The organism is Phytopseudomonas punonensis, from assembly GCF_900142655.1.
In the GTDB taxonomy this organism is placed as follows: Bacteria; Pseudomonadota; Gammaproteobacteria; order Pseudomonadales; family Pseudomonadaceae; genus Aquipseudomonas; species Aquipseudomonas punonensis.
Map to the genome: position 1 here is coordinate 233656 of NZ_FRBQ01000005.1, position 18564 is coordinate 252219.

Below are 18564 nucleotides of genomic sequence, written 5' to 3' on the forward strand. Positions count from 1 at the left end.
GCCGGGCTTTTGCATATTGGGGCTCTGGGTTTTCCGCCTAAACGCGCAGCTCCATACCTTCCTTGAGAAAGCGCGGAGCGATGTAGCGCTCGAAATGCGCCTCGGAAAGCAGAAAGAACTCGCGATCGATGGCGTCACGTAGATCTGGTAGCTCCCAGTCGCGAAACTCCGGCAGCAGCGCTATTCCGTAGGCTTCGAGCTGCGAGATCACCCGCGCTCCGCGCGCCAGCAGCTGATAGGCCCAGCAATACGCCGACTGTTGAGGAACGAAACGTATCTGCCGCTGCTGCAGCTGTTTGAGCAGCAAGTCCTCGTCGAAAACCTCCAATTTGGCGGTCATCACCTGCACCAGCAACATTTCCAGGCGCAGCCACACCGACTGCTTTTCCTCGTCGCTGTAGCCGTTCCAGTTGATCACCTCATGGTGAAAGCGCTTGCAGCCGCGGCACACGGAATCACCGAATACCGTGGAGCAAAGGCCTATGCAAGGCGTCTTGATACGTTGGTTGGGCATGCGTTACATCGATACATCAGACAGGAAGGAATGCATCTTAGCCCTTTGTCTAATGTGGATCACCCCAGAGGTAGATGGGTCTTTCACTTAACTTTGCTGGATTCTTCCGCTAGAATCAGCGCGCCTTGCGAAAGGCGCCAATGTCCGTTGGAAGCTGTTTTCAAAGCGTCACGAGCACAGTCGATCCTGCAGTACGATGTTGGCGTGGCCACCCTCAGGCCATGCCAACCCCTCATCAACTACGTCCTGCAGGCGTAAAACTTTGAAAGCAGCTTCCGGATGGAAGCATTGAAACCATCGCGCACAGCCCATCAGGCTGAGCTGCGGATGTGTTTGATGCATTCCTGCATGCGTCCCGGACCCCCTATATGGGACCACTGATGAGGGTAATAACTGTGCTTGAAGCCTACCGCAAACACGTAGCAGAGCGTGCCGCCCAGGGTATCGTGCCCCAGCCGCTAAACGCCGAACAAACCGCCGGTCTCGTTGACCTGCTGAAGAACCCGCCGGCCGGCGAAGAAGAATTCCTCCTCGACCTGATCACCAACCGCGTGCCGCCAGGCGTCGACGAAGCTGCCTATGTAAAGGCCGGTTTCCTCTCCGCTATCGCCAAGGGCGAAGCTACCTCCCCTCTGCTCGACAAGAAGCGCGCCACCGAACTGCTCGGCACCATGCAGGGCGGCTACAACATCGCGACCCTCGTTGAACTACTGGACGATGCCGAACTGGGCGCCGTTGCCGCCGAACAGCTCAAGCACACCCTGCTGATGTTCGACGCCTTCCACGACGTTGCCGAGAAAGCCAAGGCGGGCAATGCCCACGCCAAAGGTGTGCTGCAGTCCTGGGCCGATGGCGAGTGGTTCAAGAAACGCCCGACCCTGGCCGACAAGATCAGCCTGCGCGTTTTCAAGGTCACTGGCGAAACCAACACCGACGACCTGTCGCCGGCGCCGGATGCCTGGTCGCGTCCTGATATCCCGCTGCACGCCCTGGCCATGCTGAAAATGGCCCGTGAAGGCATCGTGCCTGATGTGCAAGGCTCCATCGGCCCGATGAAACAGATCGCCCAGATGTACGGCGACGGCTTCCCGGTTGCCTACGTCGGTGACGTAGTTGGTACCGGTTCTTCGCGTAAATCCGCCACCAACTCGGTGCTGTGGTTCTTCGGCGACGACATCCCGTACGTGCCGAACAAGCGTGCTGGCGGCTTCTGCTTCGGCACCAAGATCGCTCCGATCTTCTACAACACCATGGAAGATGCAGGCGCCCTGCCGATCGAGTTCGACGTGTCGAACATCAACATGGGCGATGTGATCGACCTGTACCCGCACCAGGGCAAGGTCTGCAAACACAACAGCGACGAAGTGATCACCACTTTCGAACTGAAGACGCCGGTTCTGCTCGACGAAGTTCGTGCTGGCGGCCGTATTCCGCTGATCGTCGGCCGTGGCCTGACCGAGAAAGCACGTGCCGAGCTGGGCCTGGGCCCAACCGACCTGTTCAAACTGCCGGAAGCGCCGGTCGACACTGGCAAGGGCTACACCCTGGCCCAGAAGATGGTCGGCAAGGCCTGCGGTCTGCCGGAAGGCAAAGGCGTGCGTCCAGGTACCTACTGCGAACCGAAGATGACCACCGTCGGCTCCCAGGACACCACTGGCCCGATGACCCGCGACGAGCTGAAAGACCTGGCGTGCCTGGGCTTCTCCGCTGACCTAGTCATGCAGTCGTTCTGTCACACCGCGGCCTATCCGAAGCCGATCGACGTCACCACCCACCACACCCTGCCGGATTTCATCCGCACCCGTGGCGGCGTGTCGCTGCGTCCTGGTGACGGCATCATCCACAGCTGGCTGAACCGCATGCTGCTGCCGGACACCGTCGGTACCGGTGGTGACTCGCACACCCGCTTCCCGATCGGCATCTCCTTCCCGGCCGGTTCGGGCCTGGTCGCCTTCGCCGCTGCCACCGGCGTTATGCCGCTGGACATGCCGGAGTCGGTTCTGGTGCGTTTCAAGGGCAAGCTGAACCCAGGCATCACCCTGCGTGACCTGGTTCATGCCATCCCTTACTACGGCATTCAGAAAGGCCTGCTGACCGTCGAGAAGAAAGGCAAGATCAACGCCTTCTCCGGCCGCATCCTGGAAATCGAAGGTCTGGACGAGCTGACAGTCGAACAAGCGTTCGAACTGTCCGACGCCTCTGCCGAGCGTTCCGCTGCAGGTTGCACCATCAAGCTGCCGGAAAAAGCCATTGCCGAGTACCTGAAGTCGAACATCACCCTGCTGCGCTGGATGATCAGCGAAGGCTACGGCGATGCGCGCACCATGGAGCGTCGCGCTCAAGCGATGGAAGCCTGGCTGGCCAACCCTGTGCTGCTCAGCGCCGACAAGGACGCCGAGTATGCCGAAGTCATCGAAATCGACCTGGCCGACATCAAGGAGCCTGTGCTCTGCGCGCCGAACGATCCTGACGACGCGCGTCTGCTGTCGACCGTTCAGGGCGAGAAGATCGACGAAGTGTTCATCGGTTCGTGCATGACCAACATCGGTCACTTCCGCGCTGCCGGTAAGCTGCTGGAACAGGTAAAAGGCCAGTTGCCGACTCGTCTGTGGCTGTCGCCGCCGACCAAGATGGACGCTCACCAGCTCACCGAAGAAGGCTACTACGGCATCTACGGCAAGGCTGGCGCGCGCATGGAAATGCCGGGCTGCTCGCTGTGCATGGGTAACCAGGCACGTGTCGAGCCGAATTCGACTGTTGTGTCGACTTCGACCCGTAACTTCCCGAACCGTCTGGGTGATGGTGCCAACGTGTACCTGGCTTCTGCCGAACTGGCCGCTGTAGCGTCCATCCTGGGCAAGCTGCCGACCATCGAGGAGTACATGGAGTACGCGAAGAACATCGACAGCATGGCTGCCGACGTTTATCGCTACCTGAGCTTCGACCAGATCGCCGAGTTCCGCGAGGCTGCGGCCAACGCGAACATCCCGGTCGTTCAAGCGTAAGGTTTCACCTGCGTTAGAAAGCCCCGCCCAGTGCGGGGCTTTTTTATGCGCGCTGAAAATGCAGGCCCGCGCGCGGCAACTGTACCGGATACAGCTGTATCGGCAGCCGCGCTGTAGGGGAAAACAGCCTGCGGGCTGTATCTGCCTCATGGACGCTTGTGCCTATAAGGTGAGCCATCCGTTACTACCTCACCGAGAGCCGCTGCATGCCTACTGAAGAACGTGCCTTGCTGGTCGATGCCGACCGCCGCGCCATCGCTTATAACGATTCGCTGGCGCAACGCCGTGTTTACCCCAACGAGAGCGCCATCGCCGCGCTCACAAACTTTGATACCCCGCTGCCAGAAACCGGACAAGCCGCCACCCAGGTGCTGCATAGCCTCGACGAGCTGGGCTCACCGGCCACGGTCACCAGTAACGGCCCGCGCTATTTCGGCTTCGTGATCGGTGCCACCCTGCCCGCCGCTGCTGCCGCCGAGCGCCTGGTACTGGCCTGGGATCAGTGCGCGTCATCCTTCGACGGTTCGCCCATCGCCGACAAGCTGGAAAAGGTCGCTGCCTGCTGGGTCTGCGAGGCGCTTGGCCTGCCAAACAAAAGCGCCGTGGGCTTTGGCACCAGCGCTACGGCGTGCACCCTCGCCTGCCTCTCGGCAGCACGGCGTACGCTGCTCGCCAGGCAAGGTTGGGATTTCGATCAGGATGGTTTGATCGGTGCACCGGAAATACGCGTGGTGATTTCTGAAACCGCCCATATCACCGTCAAGAAAGCCCTGCGCGTGCTCGGCTTCGGCATGCGCCGGCTACAACTGGCGCCAATCGACGAACACGGCCGCATCGATCCGGCCAGGCTCCCGAAGCTGGATGAGCGTACCTTGCTGATCCTGCAGGCCGGCGAGGTCAATACCGGCGAATTCGACCGTTTCGCCGAGCTGATCCCCAAGGCCAGGGCGGCCGGCGCCTGGGTGCATGTCGATGGGGCTTTCGGCCTGTGGGCACGGGCTTCGTCATCGGCCGGGCTGGCCGACGGCGTGGAACTTGCGGACAGCTGGACCACCGATGGCCACAAATGGCTGAACACGCCGTACGACAGCGCAATGGCCATCTGCCGCGACGGTGACGCCCTGGCTGCTGCAATGAACAGCGACGCCGCCTACGCCATGGCCTCGAAGGATTCGCAGAAGAACCTGACGCTGGAATTCTCGCGGCGCGCACGGGGCGTGGCGATCTGGGCGGCACTGGCGAACCTGGGGCGCGCTGGCCTACGTGACATGATTGATCAGCATATCCGCCAGGCGGGTCATCTGGCGGCCGAACTGCGCAACGGCGGTTATCAGGTACTCAACCGCGTGCGACTCAATCAGGTGCTGGTGCGCGCCGATTCGGACGAGCAGACCGCGGCCATTCTCAAGGCCGCGCAGGATTCGGGCGAAGTCTGGTTCGGCGCCACCATCTGGCAGGGCCGACCAGCCTTTCGCCTGAGCGTCAGCTCCTGGCGCACTACAGATGCCGATATCGAAGTCCTGATCGCCCTGCTCCTGCGCTTGAAAAACACCTGAGCCTATCGATCAGCCTCCAGCACCTGCTGCAGCAGCTTGTAGGACGCATCGACTCGGGCTTCGAGCGGCACGTTACGGTTGGCCAGCATCACCACGCCGATGCGCTCATCCGGCACAAACGCCGCGTAACCACCAAAGCCATTGGTCGAGCCAGTCTTGCCGAACAGCACGCCTTGCTCGCTTTTTTCTCGCTTAGCCAGTCGAGTAGCAGGCTGCGCTTCCAGGGCCATCGACGGCGCATTGCCCGCCAGCAGGCGCTCACGTGAAAGCGGCCACGGGTAACGCTCCCAGATCATCGCCTGGGTGAACTGGGCGTTTTGCGTCACTCCACCGTGGGTAGTCGCGATGGCAGCGGCAAGTGGTTCGGGCACCGCCGTTGACCCCAGGTTGATATCGACAAAGCGCAGCATATCTTCAATGTTCGATTTCACGCCGTAGGCTTCCGCGTCGAGCATGCCCGGGCTCACCCGAATGGCCTTGTTGGTCTGCCGCGCATAACCGTAGGCGTAGCGCTGCATCTGCGCTGCGGGTATCTGGACATAGGTGCTGCCGAGCGCCAACGGCGCCAGTACCTGCTCATGCAACGCCTGGGCATAAGGCTGCCCGAACGCGCTGGCGGAAATGCGCCCCAGCAGGCCAATGCTGACGTTGGAGTACGCACGCTCATGCCCGGCGCCTGCCGTCGGCTGCCATTGACGCAGCCAGGTCATCAGGGCGCTATCGCTCTTGATGTCATCGGGCACCTGCAGCGGCAGGCCATTGCTTTGATGGGTAGCCAGATCCATCAGGCTCAACGCACCGACCGGCGTTGCCTTCAGCACCGGCAGGCGCTCGCCGACCTGATCATCCAGCGACAGCAGCCCACGCTCCTGGGCCAATGCCGCCAGGGTCACGTTGAAGGTCTTGCTCAGCGAACCGAGCTCGAACAGCGTCTGCCGGGATACCGCGATGCCAACCTCGCGGTTCGCCAGGCCCCTGGTGTACACGTAATGCTTGCCCTGCCAGGTAACACCGACCGCCAGGCCCGGCACGTCGTATTCGGCCACCAGCGGCGCGAATACCTGCGCTGCCGCATCGTTGAATTGCTGCTCGGTCATCGCAGTGGCCGGCAGCGTCACGGCAAGGCTGGCCGTGAACAGGCCAGTGGCGATAGTGCGGTGAGTCATCTGATAAGGCTCTCTGTCTTGTTGTGGTGCAATACCGGCCTGCCCGGTGCCTGCACGATGCGTGGGTGTTCGAGTCAGCGCCAAGGATATCGTTTCGTGGCGGCCGGTAGGCAATCCACGAAAACCGCTTGCCGTGCTGATCAAGCCTCTCGACAAAGCCCGTGGCGGGCCTTATTGTCCGCCCAGGCCACCGCAGTGGCCTACGTCGCTCGGACGGTTCCGGGCGCTTACGTTTGTCGAGGAAAGCATGTCTGAACAGGCTTCGCGCCGCTTTGCGCGCATCGATCGTCTCCCCCCCTACGTTTTCAACATCACCGCTGAATTGAAGATGGCCGCTCGCCGCCGTGGCGAGGACATCATCGACCTGAGCATGGGCAACCCCGATGGCGCCACGCCGCCGCATATCGTGGAAAAGCTGGTGCAGGTCGCCCAGCGTGAAGACACCCATGGCTACTCCACCTCCCGCGGTATTCCGCGCCTGCGCCGGGCGATCTCGCGCTGGTATCAGGAGCGCTATCAGGTCGACATCGACCCGGAGAGCGAAGCCATCGTCACCATCGGCTCCAAGGAAGGTCTGGCGCATCTGATGCTGGCCACCCTGGATCACGGCGACACGGTGCTGGTGCCCAATCCTAGTTACCCGATCCATATCTACGGTGCAGTGATCGCCGGCGCTCAGGTGCGTTCAGTGCCGCTGGTGCCAGGGGTGGACTTCTTCATCGAGCTGGAACGGGCGATCCGCGAGAGCATCCCCAAGCCGAAGATGATGATCCTCGGCTTTCCGTCCAACCCCACCGCGCAGTGTGTGGAGCTGGACTTCTTCGAGCGCGTGGTGGCCCTGGCCAAACAGTACAACGTGCTGGTGATCCACGACCTGGCCTACGCCGACATCGTCTACGACGGCTGGAAGGCCCCGTCGGTCATGCAGGTGCCGGGCGCCAAGGACATTGCCGTGGAGTTCTTTACCCTGTCCAAGAGCTACAACATGGCCGGCTGGCGGATCGGCTTCATGGTCGGTAATCCGGAGCTGGTCAGCGCCCTGGGGCGGATCAAGAGCTACCACGACTACGGCACCTTCACGCCGCTGCAGGTGGCGGCCATCGCCGCCCTGGAAGGCGACCAGCAATGCGTGCTGGATATCGCCGAGCAGTACCGCCAGCGCCGCAACGTGCTGGTCAAGGGCCTGCACGAGCTGGGCTGGATGGTCGAGAATCCCAAGGCCTCGATGTACGTGTGGGCGAAGATTCCCGAAGCCTACGCCCACCTCGGCTCCCTGGAGTTCGCCAAGAAGCTGCTGGCCGAGGCCAAGGTCTGCGTGTCGCCGGGCATCGGCTTCGGTGACTACGGCGACGACCACGTGCGCTTCGCGCTGATCGAAAACCAGGATCGTATCCGCCAGGCCGTGCGTGGCATCAAGTCGATGTTCCGCGCAGACGGGCTGATCGAAGCGCCTGCCGCGAAAGCCCCGCGCAAGGCTGGCGAAGCCTCCTGATGACAACGGCGCGGCACCGCAAGGGTGCCGCGCCGCGTTATGATCGCCGCTCACCCCGCAGACGAGCGCGCCATGCAGGACCTAGGCAACTACCCTCACATTCGCCAGTCGGCCATCCGTTCGCTGTTCGAGATCTTCGAGCAATCCAGCGAAGGCACCATCATCGTCGACCGCGACGCCCATATCGTCTGGATGAACGAGCGCTACGCCCAGCGCTTCGGCCTGCAACGCGCCAGCGAAGCGATTGGCCGACCCTGCGAAAGTGTGATTCCCGGCAGCCTGTTGCGCGACGTGGTGAAAAGCGGCCGGCCGATTTTGCTGGACATGATGGACACGCCCCGCGAGCCACTGGTGGTCATGCGCTTGCCGATTCACGACGATGCAGGCCAGGTGATCGGCGCCATCGGTTTTGCCCTGTTCGACGAACTGCAATCGCTGTCGCCCTTGCTGGCCCGCTACCAGAGCATGCAGCAGGAACTGGCGTCGACCCGCTCGCAGCTCAAGTCGCGTCAGGCCAAATACAGCTTCGCCCAGTTCATCGGCACCAGCCCCCGCAGCCTGGAGGTCAAGCGCCTGGCGCGGCGTAGCGCCACCAGCGATTCGGCGGTGTTGCTGCTGGGCGAGACCGGCACCGGCAAGGAGCTGCTTGCCCACGCCATCCACAATGCCTCGCCGCGGGCCAGCAAACCCTTCGTCAGTCTGAACACCGCTGCTATCCCGGAAACCCTGCTCGAAGCGGAGTTCTTCGGCACCGCACCCGGCGCCTTCACCGGCGCAGACCGCAAGGGTCGCGCCGGCAAGCTGCAGATCGCCCACGGCGGCACGCTGTTTCTCGACGAGATCGGCGATATGCCGTTGCCGCTGCAGAGCAAGCTGCTGCGCGTGCTGCAGGAGAAGGAGTTCGAGCCGGTGGGCTCCAACGAGGTGCTACGCAGCGATGTTCGGTTGATTGCTGCCACCTCCATCGACCTGGAAGCCGCGGTGCGCAAAGGTACCTTCCGCGCCGACCTGTACTACCGGCTCAACGTGCTGACCATTGCCGTGCCGCCCCTGCGCGAACGCCTGGAGGATTTGCCGGCGCTGTGCGAAGCGATCTTCGATGCGTTGCAGGGACGCCACGAACTGCACCCCGAAGCCATGGCGCTGCTAGGTCGCCACGCCTGGCCCGGCAACGTGCGTGAGCTGCACAACGTGCTGGAGCGCGCCTGCCTGCTCAGCGATGAAACGCTACTCGACCGTGCCACGGTGGCGGCGGCAATCGGTACATTACAGGCGCTGCCAGAAGCCCAGCGAGCAGCCGCGGACGACGGGCAGATCGAAGACTTCCATCAGGCCCGGGCCGGCTTCGAGCGCGAGCTGATCCGCAAGGCACTGGCCATAACCGCCGGGGATGTGCCGCAAGCCGCGCAACGCCTGGGTTTGGGGCGATCCACCTTGTACCGCAAGATGCTGGAGCTTGGCCTGCAGTCCTGAAAACGGGACTTATCTCACTTTCAGGAATGCAGCAGATACCAGTGTGGCGAGCGCGGGAATCAATTTCCGTCCCAAAATCGGGACGAATCAATATTCAGCCAACAAGATTTTAAGTAAACTCATTGAAATTCAATAAGTTATAAAACTGGCACAGAACTCGCTATTGCCTGGCTGCGGGCTTACCCGCCGCCGACAACAAAAACAAAAGCGCCCACAGCGCCTGTGCGAGTTACTCGAATGGCTACGGCAGCCTGTCGATTCGCCGTGCTGCAGGGTCAGGAGATAGTCGATGAGTGTCATCATCGCCCTCGCTGCACTCGCTCTACTGATGCTGGCTGCATACCGTGGCTACAGCGTCATCCTCTTCGCCCCCATCGCCGCGCTCGGTGCCGTACTGCTCACCGATCCAAGCGCTGTGGCACCCGCGTTCACCGGGGTGTTCATGGAGAAGATGGTCGGTTTCATCAAGCTCTATTTTCCGGTATTCCTGCTCGGCGCCGTGTTCGGCAAGCTGATCGAGCTGTCCGGCTTCTCGCGCTCGATCGTCGCCGCCGCCATTCGCCTCCTGGGCACCGGCCAGGCGATGCTGGTGATCGTATTGGTCTGCGCCCTGCTCACCTACGGCGGTGTATCGCTGTTCGTGGTGGTGTTCGCGGTGTACCCGTTCGCGGCCGAGATGTTCCGCCAGAGCAACATTCCCAAGCGCCTGATTCCGGCGACCATCGCCCTTGGCGCGTTCAGCTTCACCATGGACGCCCTGCCCGGCACGCCGCAGATCCAGAACATCATTCCCACTACCTTCTTCAATACCACCGCCTGGGCCGCGCCCTGGTTGGGGTTGATCGGCAGCCTGTTCGTGCTCGGCATGGGCATGCTCTACCTGCGCCGCCAGTTGAACAAGGCGGTACGTGCTGGCGAAGGTTACGGCACCGAACTGCGCAACGAGCCGGAAACCCCGGACGACATCAAGCTGCCGAGCCCCTGGCTGGCCATCGCGCCGCTGGTTCTGGTGGGCGTTGCCAACCTGCTGTTCACCCACTGGATTCCCGAGTTCTACGGCAAGACCCACAGCCTGCAACTGGCCGGTATGGCCGCACCGCTGCAGACCGACGTCAGCAAACTGACCGCCATCTGGGCGGTACAGGCGGCGCTGCTGCTGGGCATTGTGCTGGTGCTGATCAGCGCCTTCGGGGTCATTCGCGAGAAACTCGCCGAAGGCACCAAGAGCGCCGTGGGCGGCTCGCTGCTGGCGGCGATGAATACCGCTTCGGAGTACGGGTTCGGTGCGGTGATTGCCTCGTTGCCAGGCTTCCTGATTCTCGCCGATGCGCTCAAGGGCATCCCCAACCCACTGGTCAACGAGGCGGTGACCGTCACCCTGCTGGCCGGTATCACCGGCTCGGCGTCAGGCGGCATGAGCATCGCCCTGGCGGCGATGTCCGACAGTTTCATCGCCGCGGCCAACGCCGCCAACATTCCGCTGGAAGTCATGCACCGTGTCGCCTCCATGGCCAGCGGCGGCATGGATACCCTGCCCCATAACGGCGCGGTGATCACCCTGCTGGCAGTCACCGGGCTGACGCACCGCGAAGCTTACAAAGACATTTTCGGCATCACCATTATCAAGACACTCGCCGTGTTCTTTGTGATCGGCGTGTTCTACACCACCGGCATCGTCTAGTTTTCGTGACAGGTGCGCCTCGCTGCGCACCCAAGGAGTTGTTATGAACCTCAAAGGCAAGACCGCACTGGTCACCGGCTCCACCAGCGGCATCGGCCTGGGCATCGCCCAGGTGCTGGCAGAAGCGGGTGCAGACCTGCTGCTCAATGGCTTCGGCGACGCCCAGGCGGCTGTCGAGGCCGTGGCCGCGTCTGGCGGCAAGGTGCTTCACCACCCCGCAGACATGAGCGACCCGCAGCAGATCGAGGCGATGATCGCCTACGCCGAGGGCGAGTTCGGCGCCATCGACATTCTGGTCAACAACGCCGGTATCCAGCACGTTTCACCGGTGGAAACCTTCGCCCCGGAACGCTGGGACGCGATCATCGCCATCAACCTGTCCTCGGCCTTTCACACCACCCGCCTGGCGCTGCCCGGCATGCGCCAGCGCAACTGGGGGCGCATCATCAATATCGCCTCGGCCCATGGCCTGGCGGCCTCAGCCGGCAAGAGCGCCTACGTGGCCGCAAAGCATGGGCTTATCGGCTTCAGCAAATCGGTGGCGCTGGAAACCGCCACCACCGGCATCACCTGCAACGCGATATGCCCTGGCTGGGTGCTGACGCCGCTGGTGCAGGCGCAGATCGATGCGCGCGCCGCCGAAAGCGGTGACAGCGAAGGCGAGCGTCGTAATCTGCTGGCCGAGAAACAGCCGTCGCTGGAGTTCGTGACGCCCAAGCAGCTCGGTGAACTGGCCCTGTTCCTGTGCAGCGATGCCGCCACCCAGGTGCGCGGTGCGGCCTGGAACATGGACGGCGGCTGGCTGGCGCAGTAACCGCGCTAGACTGGGCTGCAAGCCAGGCCCACGCTGGCGGCACACAACAACAATAAGAGGTCACCCCATGTTCAATCGCATTACCTACTGGAGCGTGCAGCTGGTTCAACGCTACCTGCCATCGTCCTTCGTGTTTTCCGCCCTGCTCACCCTGTTCGTCCTGGCGCTGGCCATGTACAGCACCGAGCAGAGCCTGCCGGCTATGGTGCGTCACTGGAACGTCGGCTTCTGGGCGCTGCTGGCCTTCGCCATGCAGATGGCCCTAGTGTTCGTCACCGGCCACGCCCTGGCCAGCGCACCACCGGTGCGGCGCCTGCTGGATCGGCTGGCAGCCATTCCGCGCACGCCCGCCCAGGCCATCGTGACGGTCAGCCTGATCGCCCTGGCCGGCTGCTGGATCAACTGGGGCTTCGGCCTGGTGATCGGCGCGGTGATGGCGCGCGCCCTGGCCCGTCAGGTCAAGGGTGTGGATTACCCACTGCTGGTCGCCTCGGCCTATTCGGGCTTTCTGGTCTGGCACGGCGGCCTGTCCGGCTCCATTCCCCTGGCGCTGGCCGGCGGTGGGCCCGACGTGGTCAAGGTCAGTGGTGGCGTGATCGATGCGCCGATCGGCGTGGCGCTGACTCTGTTCACACCGCTCAACCTGACCATCATCGCCTTTCTGGTGATCGGCCTGCCGCTGCTCAACCGCGCCATGCACCCGGCGCCTGCGCAGACCAAGGTGGCCGACCCCGAGCTGCTGCGTGAGCCCCAGGCCGAAGTGCCTGAACGCAACACCCCGGCTCAGCGCCTGGACGACAGCCGCCTGCTGGGCCTAGCCCTGGTGGCCATGGCCGCGCTGTTCTACGTGGGCCACTTCATGGACAAGGGCCTGGCCCTGGACCTGAACACCGTGATTGGCTTGTTCCTGTTTCTCGGCCTGCTGTTGCACGGTAGCCCGGAACGCTACATGCGCGCCGTGGACATCAGCGTGCGCGGCATCGGCGGCATCGTGCTGCTGTTCCCCTTCTACGCCGGCATCATGGGCATGATGACCGGTGCCAGCGCCGATGGCGTGTCGCTGGCCGGGCAGATCAGCCAGTTGTTCATCGACGGCTCCTCGCCGCGCAGCTTTCCGCTGCTGGCGTTTCTCAGCGCCGGGGTAGTCAACGTATTCGTGCCGTCCGGCGGCGGCCAGTGGGCCGTACAAGGCCCGATCATGCTGCCCGCCGGGCAGGCACTGGGCGTCGAGCCGGCGGTCACCGCCATGGCCATCGCCTGGGGCGACGCCTGGACCAACATGATTCAGCCATTCTGGGCACTGCCCCTGCTCGGCATCGTCGGCCTGGGCGCCCGCGACATCATGGGCTACTGCCTGATTGCCCTGATCTACTCCGGCGTGGTTATCGCCGGCTGCTTCTATTTTCTCGCCTGACTGGATGTACCGATGAACACGCCACTCTGGACACCCTCCGCTTCTCGCATCGCCGCCACCCGCATGGATGGCTTTCGCCGCTTCATCAACCAGCGCCACGGCCTGGAACTGGCCGATTACCCGGCGCTGCACGCCTGGAGCGTAAGTGAGCGCGAAGCGTTCTGGCAGGCCATAGTCGAGGTCTTCGATATCCGCTTCGACCAGGCGCCAAAGGCGGTGCTCGAAGAAGGCCCGGCGATGCCCAGCGCCCACTGGTTTCCCGGTGCTACCCTGAACTTCGCTGAACACCTGCTGCGTCGCCGTGACGAGCATCCGGCCATCGTCGCCATCGGCGAAGACGGCAGCCGCGAGCAGCTCACCTACGCACAACTGGCTACCCATGTTGCCGGCTTGCAGCGCAGCCTACGCGCGGCTGGCGTGGGCATTGGCGACCGGGTCGCGGCCTTTATGCCCAACACCTGGCAGACCCTGGTCGGCATGCTCGCCACCGCGAGCCTGGGTGCCACCTGGTCGAGCTGCTCGCCGGAGTTCGGCACTCAAGGAGTCATCGACCGTTTTGGCCAGATCGAACCCAAGGTGCTGATCGCCTGCGCCGGTTATCGCTACGCCGGCAAAACGTTGGATTTGACGGATAAGCTCAACGAGGTTCTCTCGCACCTGCCCAGCCTGGAGCAGTTGGTCGTGGTGCCTTATGCGCGAACAGAGGCCAGACCTACTGATTACAAGTCAGTTGCTCTAACTACTCTCTGGCAAGACTTCTACAAGGCCGAGGGCGAGCCGCAGTTCACCGCCGTGCCCTTCGATCACCCGCTGTATATTCTCTACTCCAGCGGCACCACCGGCGTGCCCAAATGCATCGTCCATGGCGCCGGCGGCACGCTGCTGCAGCACGTCAAGGAGCTTGGCCTGCACAGCGATGTGACGGCCGAAGACACCCTGTTCTACTACACCACCTGTGGCTGGATGATGTGGAACTGGCTGGTTTCCGGCCTGGCCCTCGGCGCTACCCTGGTGCTGTATGACGGCTCGCCCTTCCACCCGGAGCCGACACGGCTGATCGACCTGATCGACGCCGAGGACATCAGTGTGTTCGGCACCAGCGCCAAGTTCATCGCCGCCTTGGAAAAGGCCGGTGCCAAGCCTCGCGAAACCCACGAACTGAGCCGCCTCAAGGCAATCCTCTCCACCGGCTCGCCCCTGGCCCACGAAAGCTTCGATTACGTGTACCGCGACATCAAGGCCGATGTCTGCCTGTCGTCCATTTCCGGCGGTACCGATATCGTCTCCTGCTTCGCCCTCGGCAACCCGGTGGCGGCGGTGTACCGCGGGGAAATCCAGTGCAAGGGCCTGGGTATGGACGTGCAGGTGTGGGATGACGCCGGCCAGGCGGTGATCGGCGAGAAAGGTGAGCTGGTCTGCGCGAAGCACTTCACCTCGATGCCGGTGGGCTTCTGGAATGATGCGGACGGCGAGAAATTCCGCAGCGCCTACTTCGATACCTTTCCCGGCGTCTGGGCACATGGCGACTACGCCGAAGAAACGCCCCATGGCGGGCTGATCATCCACGGTCGCTCGGACGCGGTACTCAACCCCGGCGGCGTGCGCATCGGCACTGCAGAGATCTACCGTCAGGTGGAAAAGGTCGAGCAGGTACTGGAATCCATCGCCATCGGCCAGGAGTGGGAAGGCGATGTGCGCGTGGTGCTGTTCGTGCGCCTGCGCGACGGCGTGACGCTCGACGAAGCGCTGCACAAACAGATCTGCCAGGTGATCCGCGCCAACACCACGCCGCGCCATGTGCCGGCGCGCATCGTTGCAGTAGCCGACATTCCGCGCACCATCAGCGGCAAGATCGTCGAATTGGCGGTGCGCAACGTGGTGCACGGCCAACCGGTGAAGAACACCGATGCCCTGGCCAATCCTCAGGCGCTGGAGCTGTATCGCGACCTGCCGCAACTGCAGCACTGACCGACCTATCGCCCGGGCCAGCCCCCCGGGCGATTGCCAGCCCTGCCCGTACCATCGAGCAACTCGTCGCTTTTGCTGGCCAATAACCAGTAGTTCACAGATATCCCGCCAGGCAGTTCCTATACTCATGGCATAACGCCAAGGGATGCCCACGTTGCGCCTTCTCGCCTGCCTGTTGCCATTGCTGCTGTGCTGCTCGGCAGTTGCCGAACCGCGCACTATCCAGCTGTTTATGCCGGACGCCCCACCGTTGGCCCTGCATGGAGACGATGGCCACGGCATTACCGGCGATATCGCCATCATGGCGCTGCAACGCGCCGGTTATGGTGTAGCGGTACAAAACATGCCATGGCCCAGGGCACAGAGACGCACGCAAGAGCTAAGCGATGCACTGATCGTTCCCTTGTCCAGAACCACGGAAAGAGAAGCCCTCTACACCTGGGTAGCGAATATTCAGCCGCTGTACCGCGCCTTCTTCACCCTCGATAACCCAGTCTCCAGCCTCGAAGAAGCGCGCCAGCGATATCGCCTGGTGGCCGTCGGCCTGGGCTCGGCACAGGAAGAGATTCTGCGCCGAGCCGGCTTCGCAAGCGACCAGCTTTATGCCCTTAAGCTTGGCGACCGGCCGATCCAGCTGGTCAGGCGTGGCCGTGTGGATGCCTGGTTCACCACCGATCTGGAAGGCCGTCATCAATGGGACAGCGGTCCTGAACTGGCAATGAGCGCCCTGCTCGCGCCCCAGGACATGTACATCGCCTGCTCGCTGCAGTGCGACCCGCAACTGGTCAAAACCGTGCACGACACGTTGGAAACCATGCGAAGTGATGGCAGCCTGCAGCGCATTATCGAACGCTACGTGCCAAACCGATAACCAACACGATTGCCGCACGGTTGCTTTTCTGCTGGACTGCGCCACCGCCCACAGGAGCACGCCAATGCCCAGTTACCAGGACTTGTTCGCCATCGGCGAGCCTTTCTCCGCCTTCGCCAGCCGCGGCCTGCCCACCGAAATCGAGACGGTACAAACCGCCGAAGCGCAGCTCGGCCGCGCCGACGCCCTCAGCGCAAATACTCAGCAACGCCTGGCTGCTATCAAGGGCCGCTATCACCTACTGGCCGCCGGCGAAATGTGGTGCCCGGATTGCCAACTCAACCTGGCGGCGATGGCGCACCTGCAGCGCCTGCAACCGAAGGTGAGCCTGGCGATCATCTCCAAGGCCCGCGCCGAGCATGCGCTGAAAACGCGGCTGGAGCTGGAGCGCATCTCTATTCCGCTGGTGCTGGTATTGAACGAAGAGTTCGAGCTAATCGGCCGTTTCGTCGAGCAACCGCAGGCAGTCGTCGACGGCGGCGAAGCAATCCAGGCTGACTACCGCGCGGGTCGTTATCTGGAAAGTACGATTGATGATCTACTGGCGATCATCGAAACCCAAGAGAAACGCGAGCGGATTTAAGCAGTGCTCGCCGGCAGATAAGGGCGGATCACATTCATTGCCCGCTCGACGAATGCCTCTTTTTCTCCGACTGGCGCCACGTAGTGCAGCACCTCTGAACTCACCTGCTCACCCGCGAGCCGAGTGATGGCCCAGGCGGCCAGGTACGGCGCAGCCAGACAGCCGCCCGCTGTGGCCATGTTGCCACGGGCGAAGAAGGGTTGGTTCAGCACGTCGACACCCGCCTCGATCACCCAGGGCTTGGTGGTCAGGTCGGTACAGGCCGGCATCGCCTGCAGCAAACCCAGCTTGGCCATAAGCAGCGTTCCCGAGCACTGAGCGCCGATCAGCTGCCTGCGCGGATCGAGCTGCAGGCGCTCGAGGATGCTTGCGTCCTGGGCGACCTCGCGGGTCTTGATGCCGCTGCCGAAAAGCACCACATCCGCTTCGCGGGCGAACTCGAGCGGCTGTTGAGCCTGCACCAGCACGCCGTTCATGGAGGTTACCTGCTCGCTCGGGCAGGTGATATGCGCCTGCCAGCCATGCTCGCGCAGGCGATTGAACAAGGCACTGGCGATAAACGAGTCAAGCTCGTTGAAACCATCGAATGTCAGTACGGCTACGCGCATGCCCTGCTCCAGAAATCTGATCCGTCCTGCAATCTACGGTCATCCCGGCATGCGCGCCACGCACAGCGCGGCGCGATTTCGCCCATACAGTACAGAGCCTGAATCAGATGCCGTGGCGGCCCGGGTCCTCGGACGGTGTCTCTTCCTCGATATCTTCCAGCTTCAGTTCCAGGCCCCAGTCTGCGGCCTCGGCTGGCTTCGCTGCGCGAACCTCGGCCGCCGGAGCCGCTGGCTGGGCCGCGGGCGCAGGTACAGCTGGATTCTCCCGATAGAGCTTGAGCTTGAGGCGCACGTTGTTGGCCGAGTCGGCGTTCTTGACCGCCTCCTCCTCGTCGATGGCGCCTTCGTTGACCAGGTCGATCAACGCTTGGTCGAAAGTCTGCATGCCGAGGTTCTTGGACTTTTCCATGATCTCCTTGATCTCGGCAAACTCGTTGCGCTTGATCAGGTCGCGGATGGTCGGCGTACCGAGCAGCACTTCGACGGCCGCCCTACGCTTACCGTCGGTGGTTTTCACCAGGCGCTGGGAAACGAAAGCCTTGAGGTTGTTACCTAGGTCGTTGAGCAACTGCGGACGCCGATCTTCGGGGAAGAAGTTGATGATGCGGTCCAGCGCCTGGTTGGCATTGTTCGCGTGCAGGGTGGAGATCGCCAGGTGGCCGGTGTCGGCAAACGCCAGGGCATGCTCCATGGTTTCCCGGTCGCGGATCTCGCCGATCAGAATCACATCCGGCGCCTGGCGCAGGGTGTTCTTCAGCGCAGCGTGGAAGCTGCGCGTATCCACACCGACTTCGCGCTGATTGATGATCGACTTCTTGTGCCGGTGCACGTACTCCACCGGATCCTCGATGGTGATGATGTGCCCACCGCTGTTGCGATTGCGGTAGTCGATCAGCGCGGCCAGCGACGTCGATTTACCTGAGCCAGTGCCGCCGACAAACAGCACCAGGCCGCGCTTTTCCATCACCGTCTTGAGCAGCACTTCGGGCAGTTTTAGATCCTCGAAGCGCGGAATGTCGAGCTTGATATTGCGCGCGACGATGGACACCTCGTTGCGCTGCTTGAAGATGTTGATCCGAAAGCGCCCGACGCCATTGATGGAAATCGCCAGGTTCATCTCCAACTCACGCTCGAACTCTTCGCGCTGAGCGGCATCCATCACCCCATCGGCGATTTCCGCTACGGCGCCGGCCTTCAGCGGCTCGCCGCTAAGTGCCTTGAGCACGCCGTTGAACTTGGCGCAGGGCGGCGCGCCGGTCGACAGGTACAGGTCCGAGCCGTCCTGGCTGGAGAGGATTTTCAACATTGCTTGGAGATCCATGAGCAGCATTCCCGTCGACTGAAGCTATTACGTTAGCCAAAATTCTTTGATAAATCGGCCAGAAAAGACCGCATAAATGACGCCATTTAGATGGCGCT

General features: G+C 62.7%; 14 protein-coding genes. 10 read left to right on the plus strand and 4 right to left on the minus strand.

Annotation, left to right across the window (positions count from 1 at the left end; translation table 11 throughout):
* Positions 1–37 precede the first annotated feature (37 nt).
* Positions 38–514, minus strand: a complete 477-nt coding sequence (locus tag BUC40_RS15115) for a DUF1289 domain-containing protein (RefSeq protein WP_073266994.1) — start codon at positions 512–514, stop codon at positions 38–40.
* Positions 515–909: 395 nt separating this feature from the next.
* Between BUC40_RS15115 and acnB the strand changes: the two genes are divergently transcribed.
* On the plus strand, positions 910–3519 hold the full coding sequence (gene acnB / locus BUC40_RS15120) for a bifunctional aconitate hydratase 2/2-methylisocitrate dehydratase (RefSeq protein ID WP_073266995.1): 2610 nt from the start codon (positions 910–912) through the stop codon (positions 3517–3519).
* Between the two features lie 206 nt (positions 3520–3725).
* Positions 3726–5075: a pyridoxal phosphate-dependent decarboxylase family protein gene (locus BUC40_RS15125; protein ID WP_073266996.1), complete on the plus strand. Its 1350-nt coding sequence runs from the start codon at positions 3726–3728 to the stop codon at positions 5073–5075.
* 2 nt (positions 5076–5077) lie between these two features.
* On the opposite strand, the gene ampC is transcribed toward BUC40_RS15125, so the two are convergent.
* Complete coding sequence (ampC, locus tag BUC40_RS15130) at positions 5078–6241, minus strand: class C beta-lactamase (protein WP_073266997.1); 1164 nt, start codon at positions 6239–6241, stop codon at positions 5078–5080.
* Positions 6242–6488: 247 nt separating this feature from the next.
* Here ampC and alaC point away from each other — a divergent pair, with 247 nt between their 5' ends.
* From alaC to BUC40_RS15170, 8 genes are all read left to right on the plus strand, one after another.
* On the plus strand, positions 6489–7733 hold the full coding sequence (alaC, locus tag BUC40_RS15135; protein ID WP_073266998.1) for an alanine transaminase: 1245 nt from the start codon (positions 6489–6491) through the stop codon (positions 7731–7733).
* A gap of 72 nt (positions 7734–7805) precedes the next feature.
* Positions 7806–9206, plus strand: a complete 1401-nt coding sequence (locus BUC40_RS15140) for a sigma-54 interaction domain-containing protein (protein WP_073267043.1) — start codon at positions 7806–7808, stop codon at positions 9204–9206.
* Between the two features lie 289 nt (positions 9207–9495).
* The gene (locus BUC40_RS15145; protein ID WP_073266999.1) at positions 9496–10887 is read left to right on the plus strand and encodes a GntP family permease; all 1392 of its coding nucleotides are present in this window, start codon (positions 9496–9498) and stop codon (positions 10885–10887) included.
* A 43-nt stretch (positions 10888–10930) separates the two neighbouring features.
* Positions 10931–11701: a 3-hydroxybutyrate dehydrogenase gene (locus BUC40_RS15150; RefSeq protein WP_073267000.1), complete on the plus strand. Its 771-nt coding sequence runs from the start codon at positions 10931–10933 to the stop codon at positions 11699–11701.
* A gap of 67 nt (positions 11702–11768) precedes the next feature.
* On the plus strand, positions 11769–13115 hold the full coding sequence (locus BUC40_RS15155; protein WP_073267001.1) for a short-chain fatty acid transporter: 1347 nt from the start codon (positions 11769–11771) through the stop codon (positions 13113–13115).
* Positions 13116–13127: 12 nt separating this feature from the next.
* Entirely contained in the window at positions 13128–15083 is a 1956-nt protein-coding gene (locus tag BUC40_RS15160) for an acetoacetate--CoA ligase (protein WP_073267002.1), read from the plus strand.
* A gap of 145 nt (positions 15084–15228) precedes the next feature.
* On the plus strand, positions 15229–15954 hold the full coding sequence (locus tag BUC40_RS15165; protein WP_073267003.1) for a substrate-binding periplasmic protein: 726 nt from the start codon (positions 15229–15231) through the stop codon (positions 15952–15954).
* A 64-nt stretch (positions 15955–16018) separates the two neighbouring features.
* Positions 16019–16537 (plus strand): thioredoxin family protein, encoded by a 519-nt coding sequence (locus BUC40_RS15170; protein ID WP_073267004.1) that lies wholly within the window; start codon positions 16019–16021, stop codon positions 16535–16537.
* On the opposite strand, the gene BUC40_RS15175 is transcribed toward BUC40_RS15170, so the two are convergent.
* Both BUC40_RS15175 and BUC40_RS15180 read right to left on the minus strand, forming a co-directional pair.
* Positions 16534–17145 carry a DJ-1/PfpI family protein gene (locus BUC40_RS15175; RefSeq protein ID WP_073267005.1) on the minus strand — a complete coding sequence of 204 codons (612 nt, stop codon included), beginning with the start codon at positions 17143–17145 and terminating at the stop codon, positions 16534–16536. The genes BUC40_RS15170 and BUC40_RS15175 overlap by 4 nt on opposite strands.
* Before the next feature lie 103 nt (positions 17146–17248).
* Positions 17249–18466, minus strand: a complete 1218-nt coding sequence (locus BUC40_RS15180; protein ID WP_208605777.1) for a PilT/PilU family type 4a pilus ATPase — start codon at positions 18464–18466, stop codon at positions 17249–17251.
* Positions 18467–18564: the final 98 nt, after the last annotated feature.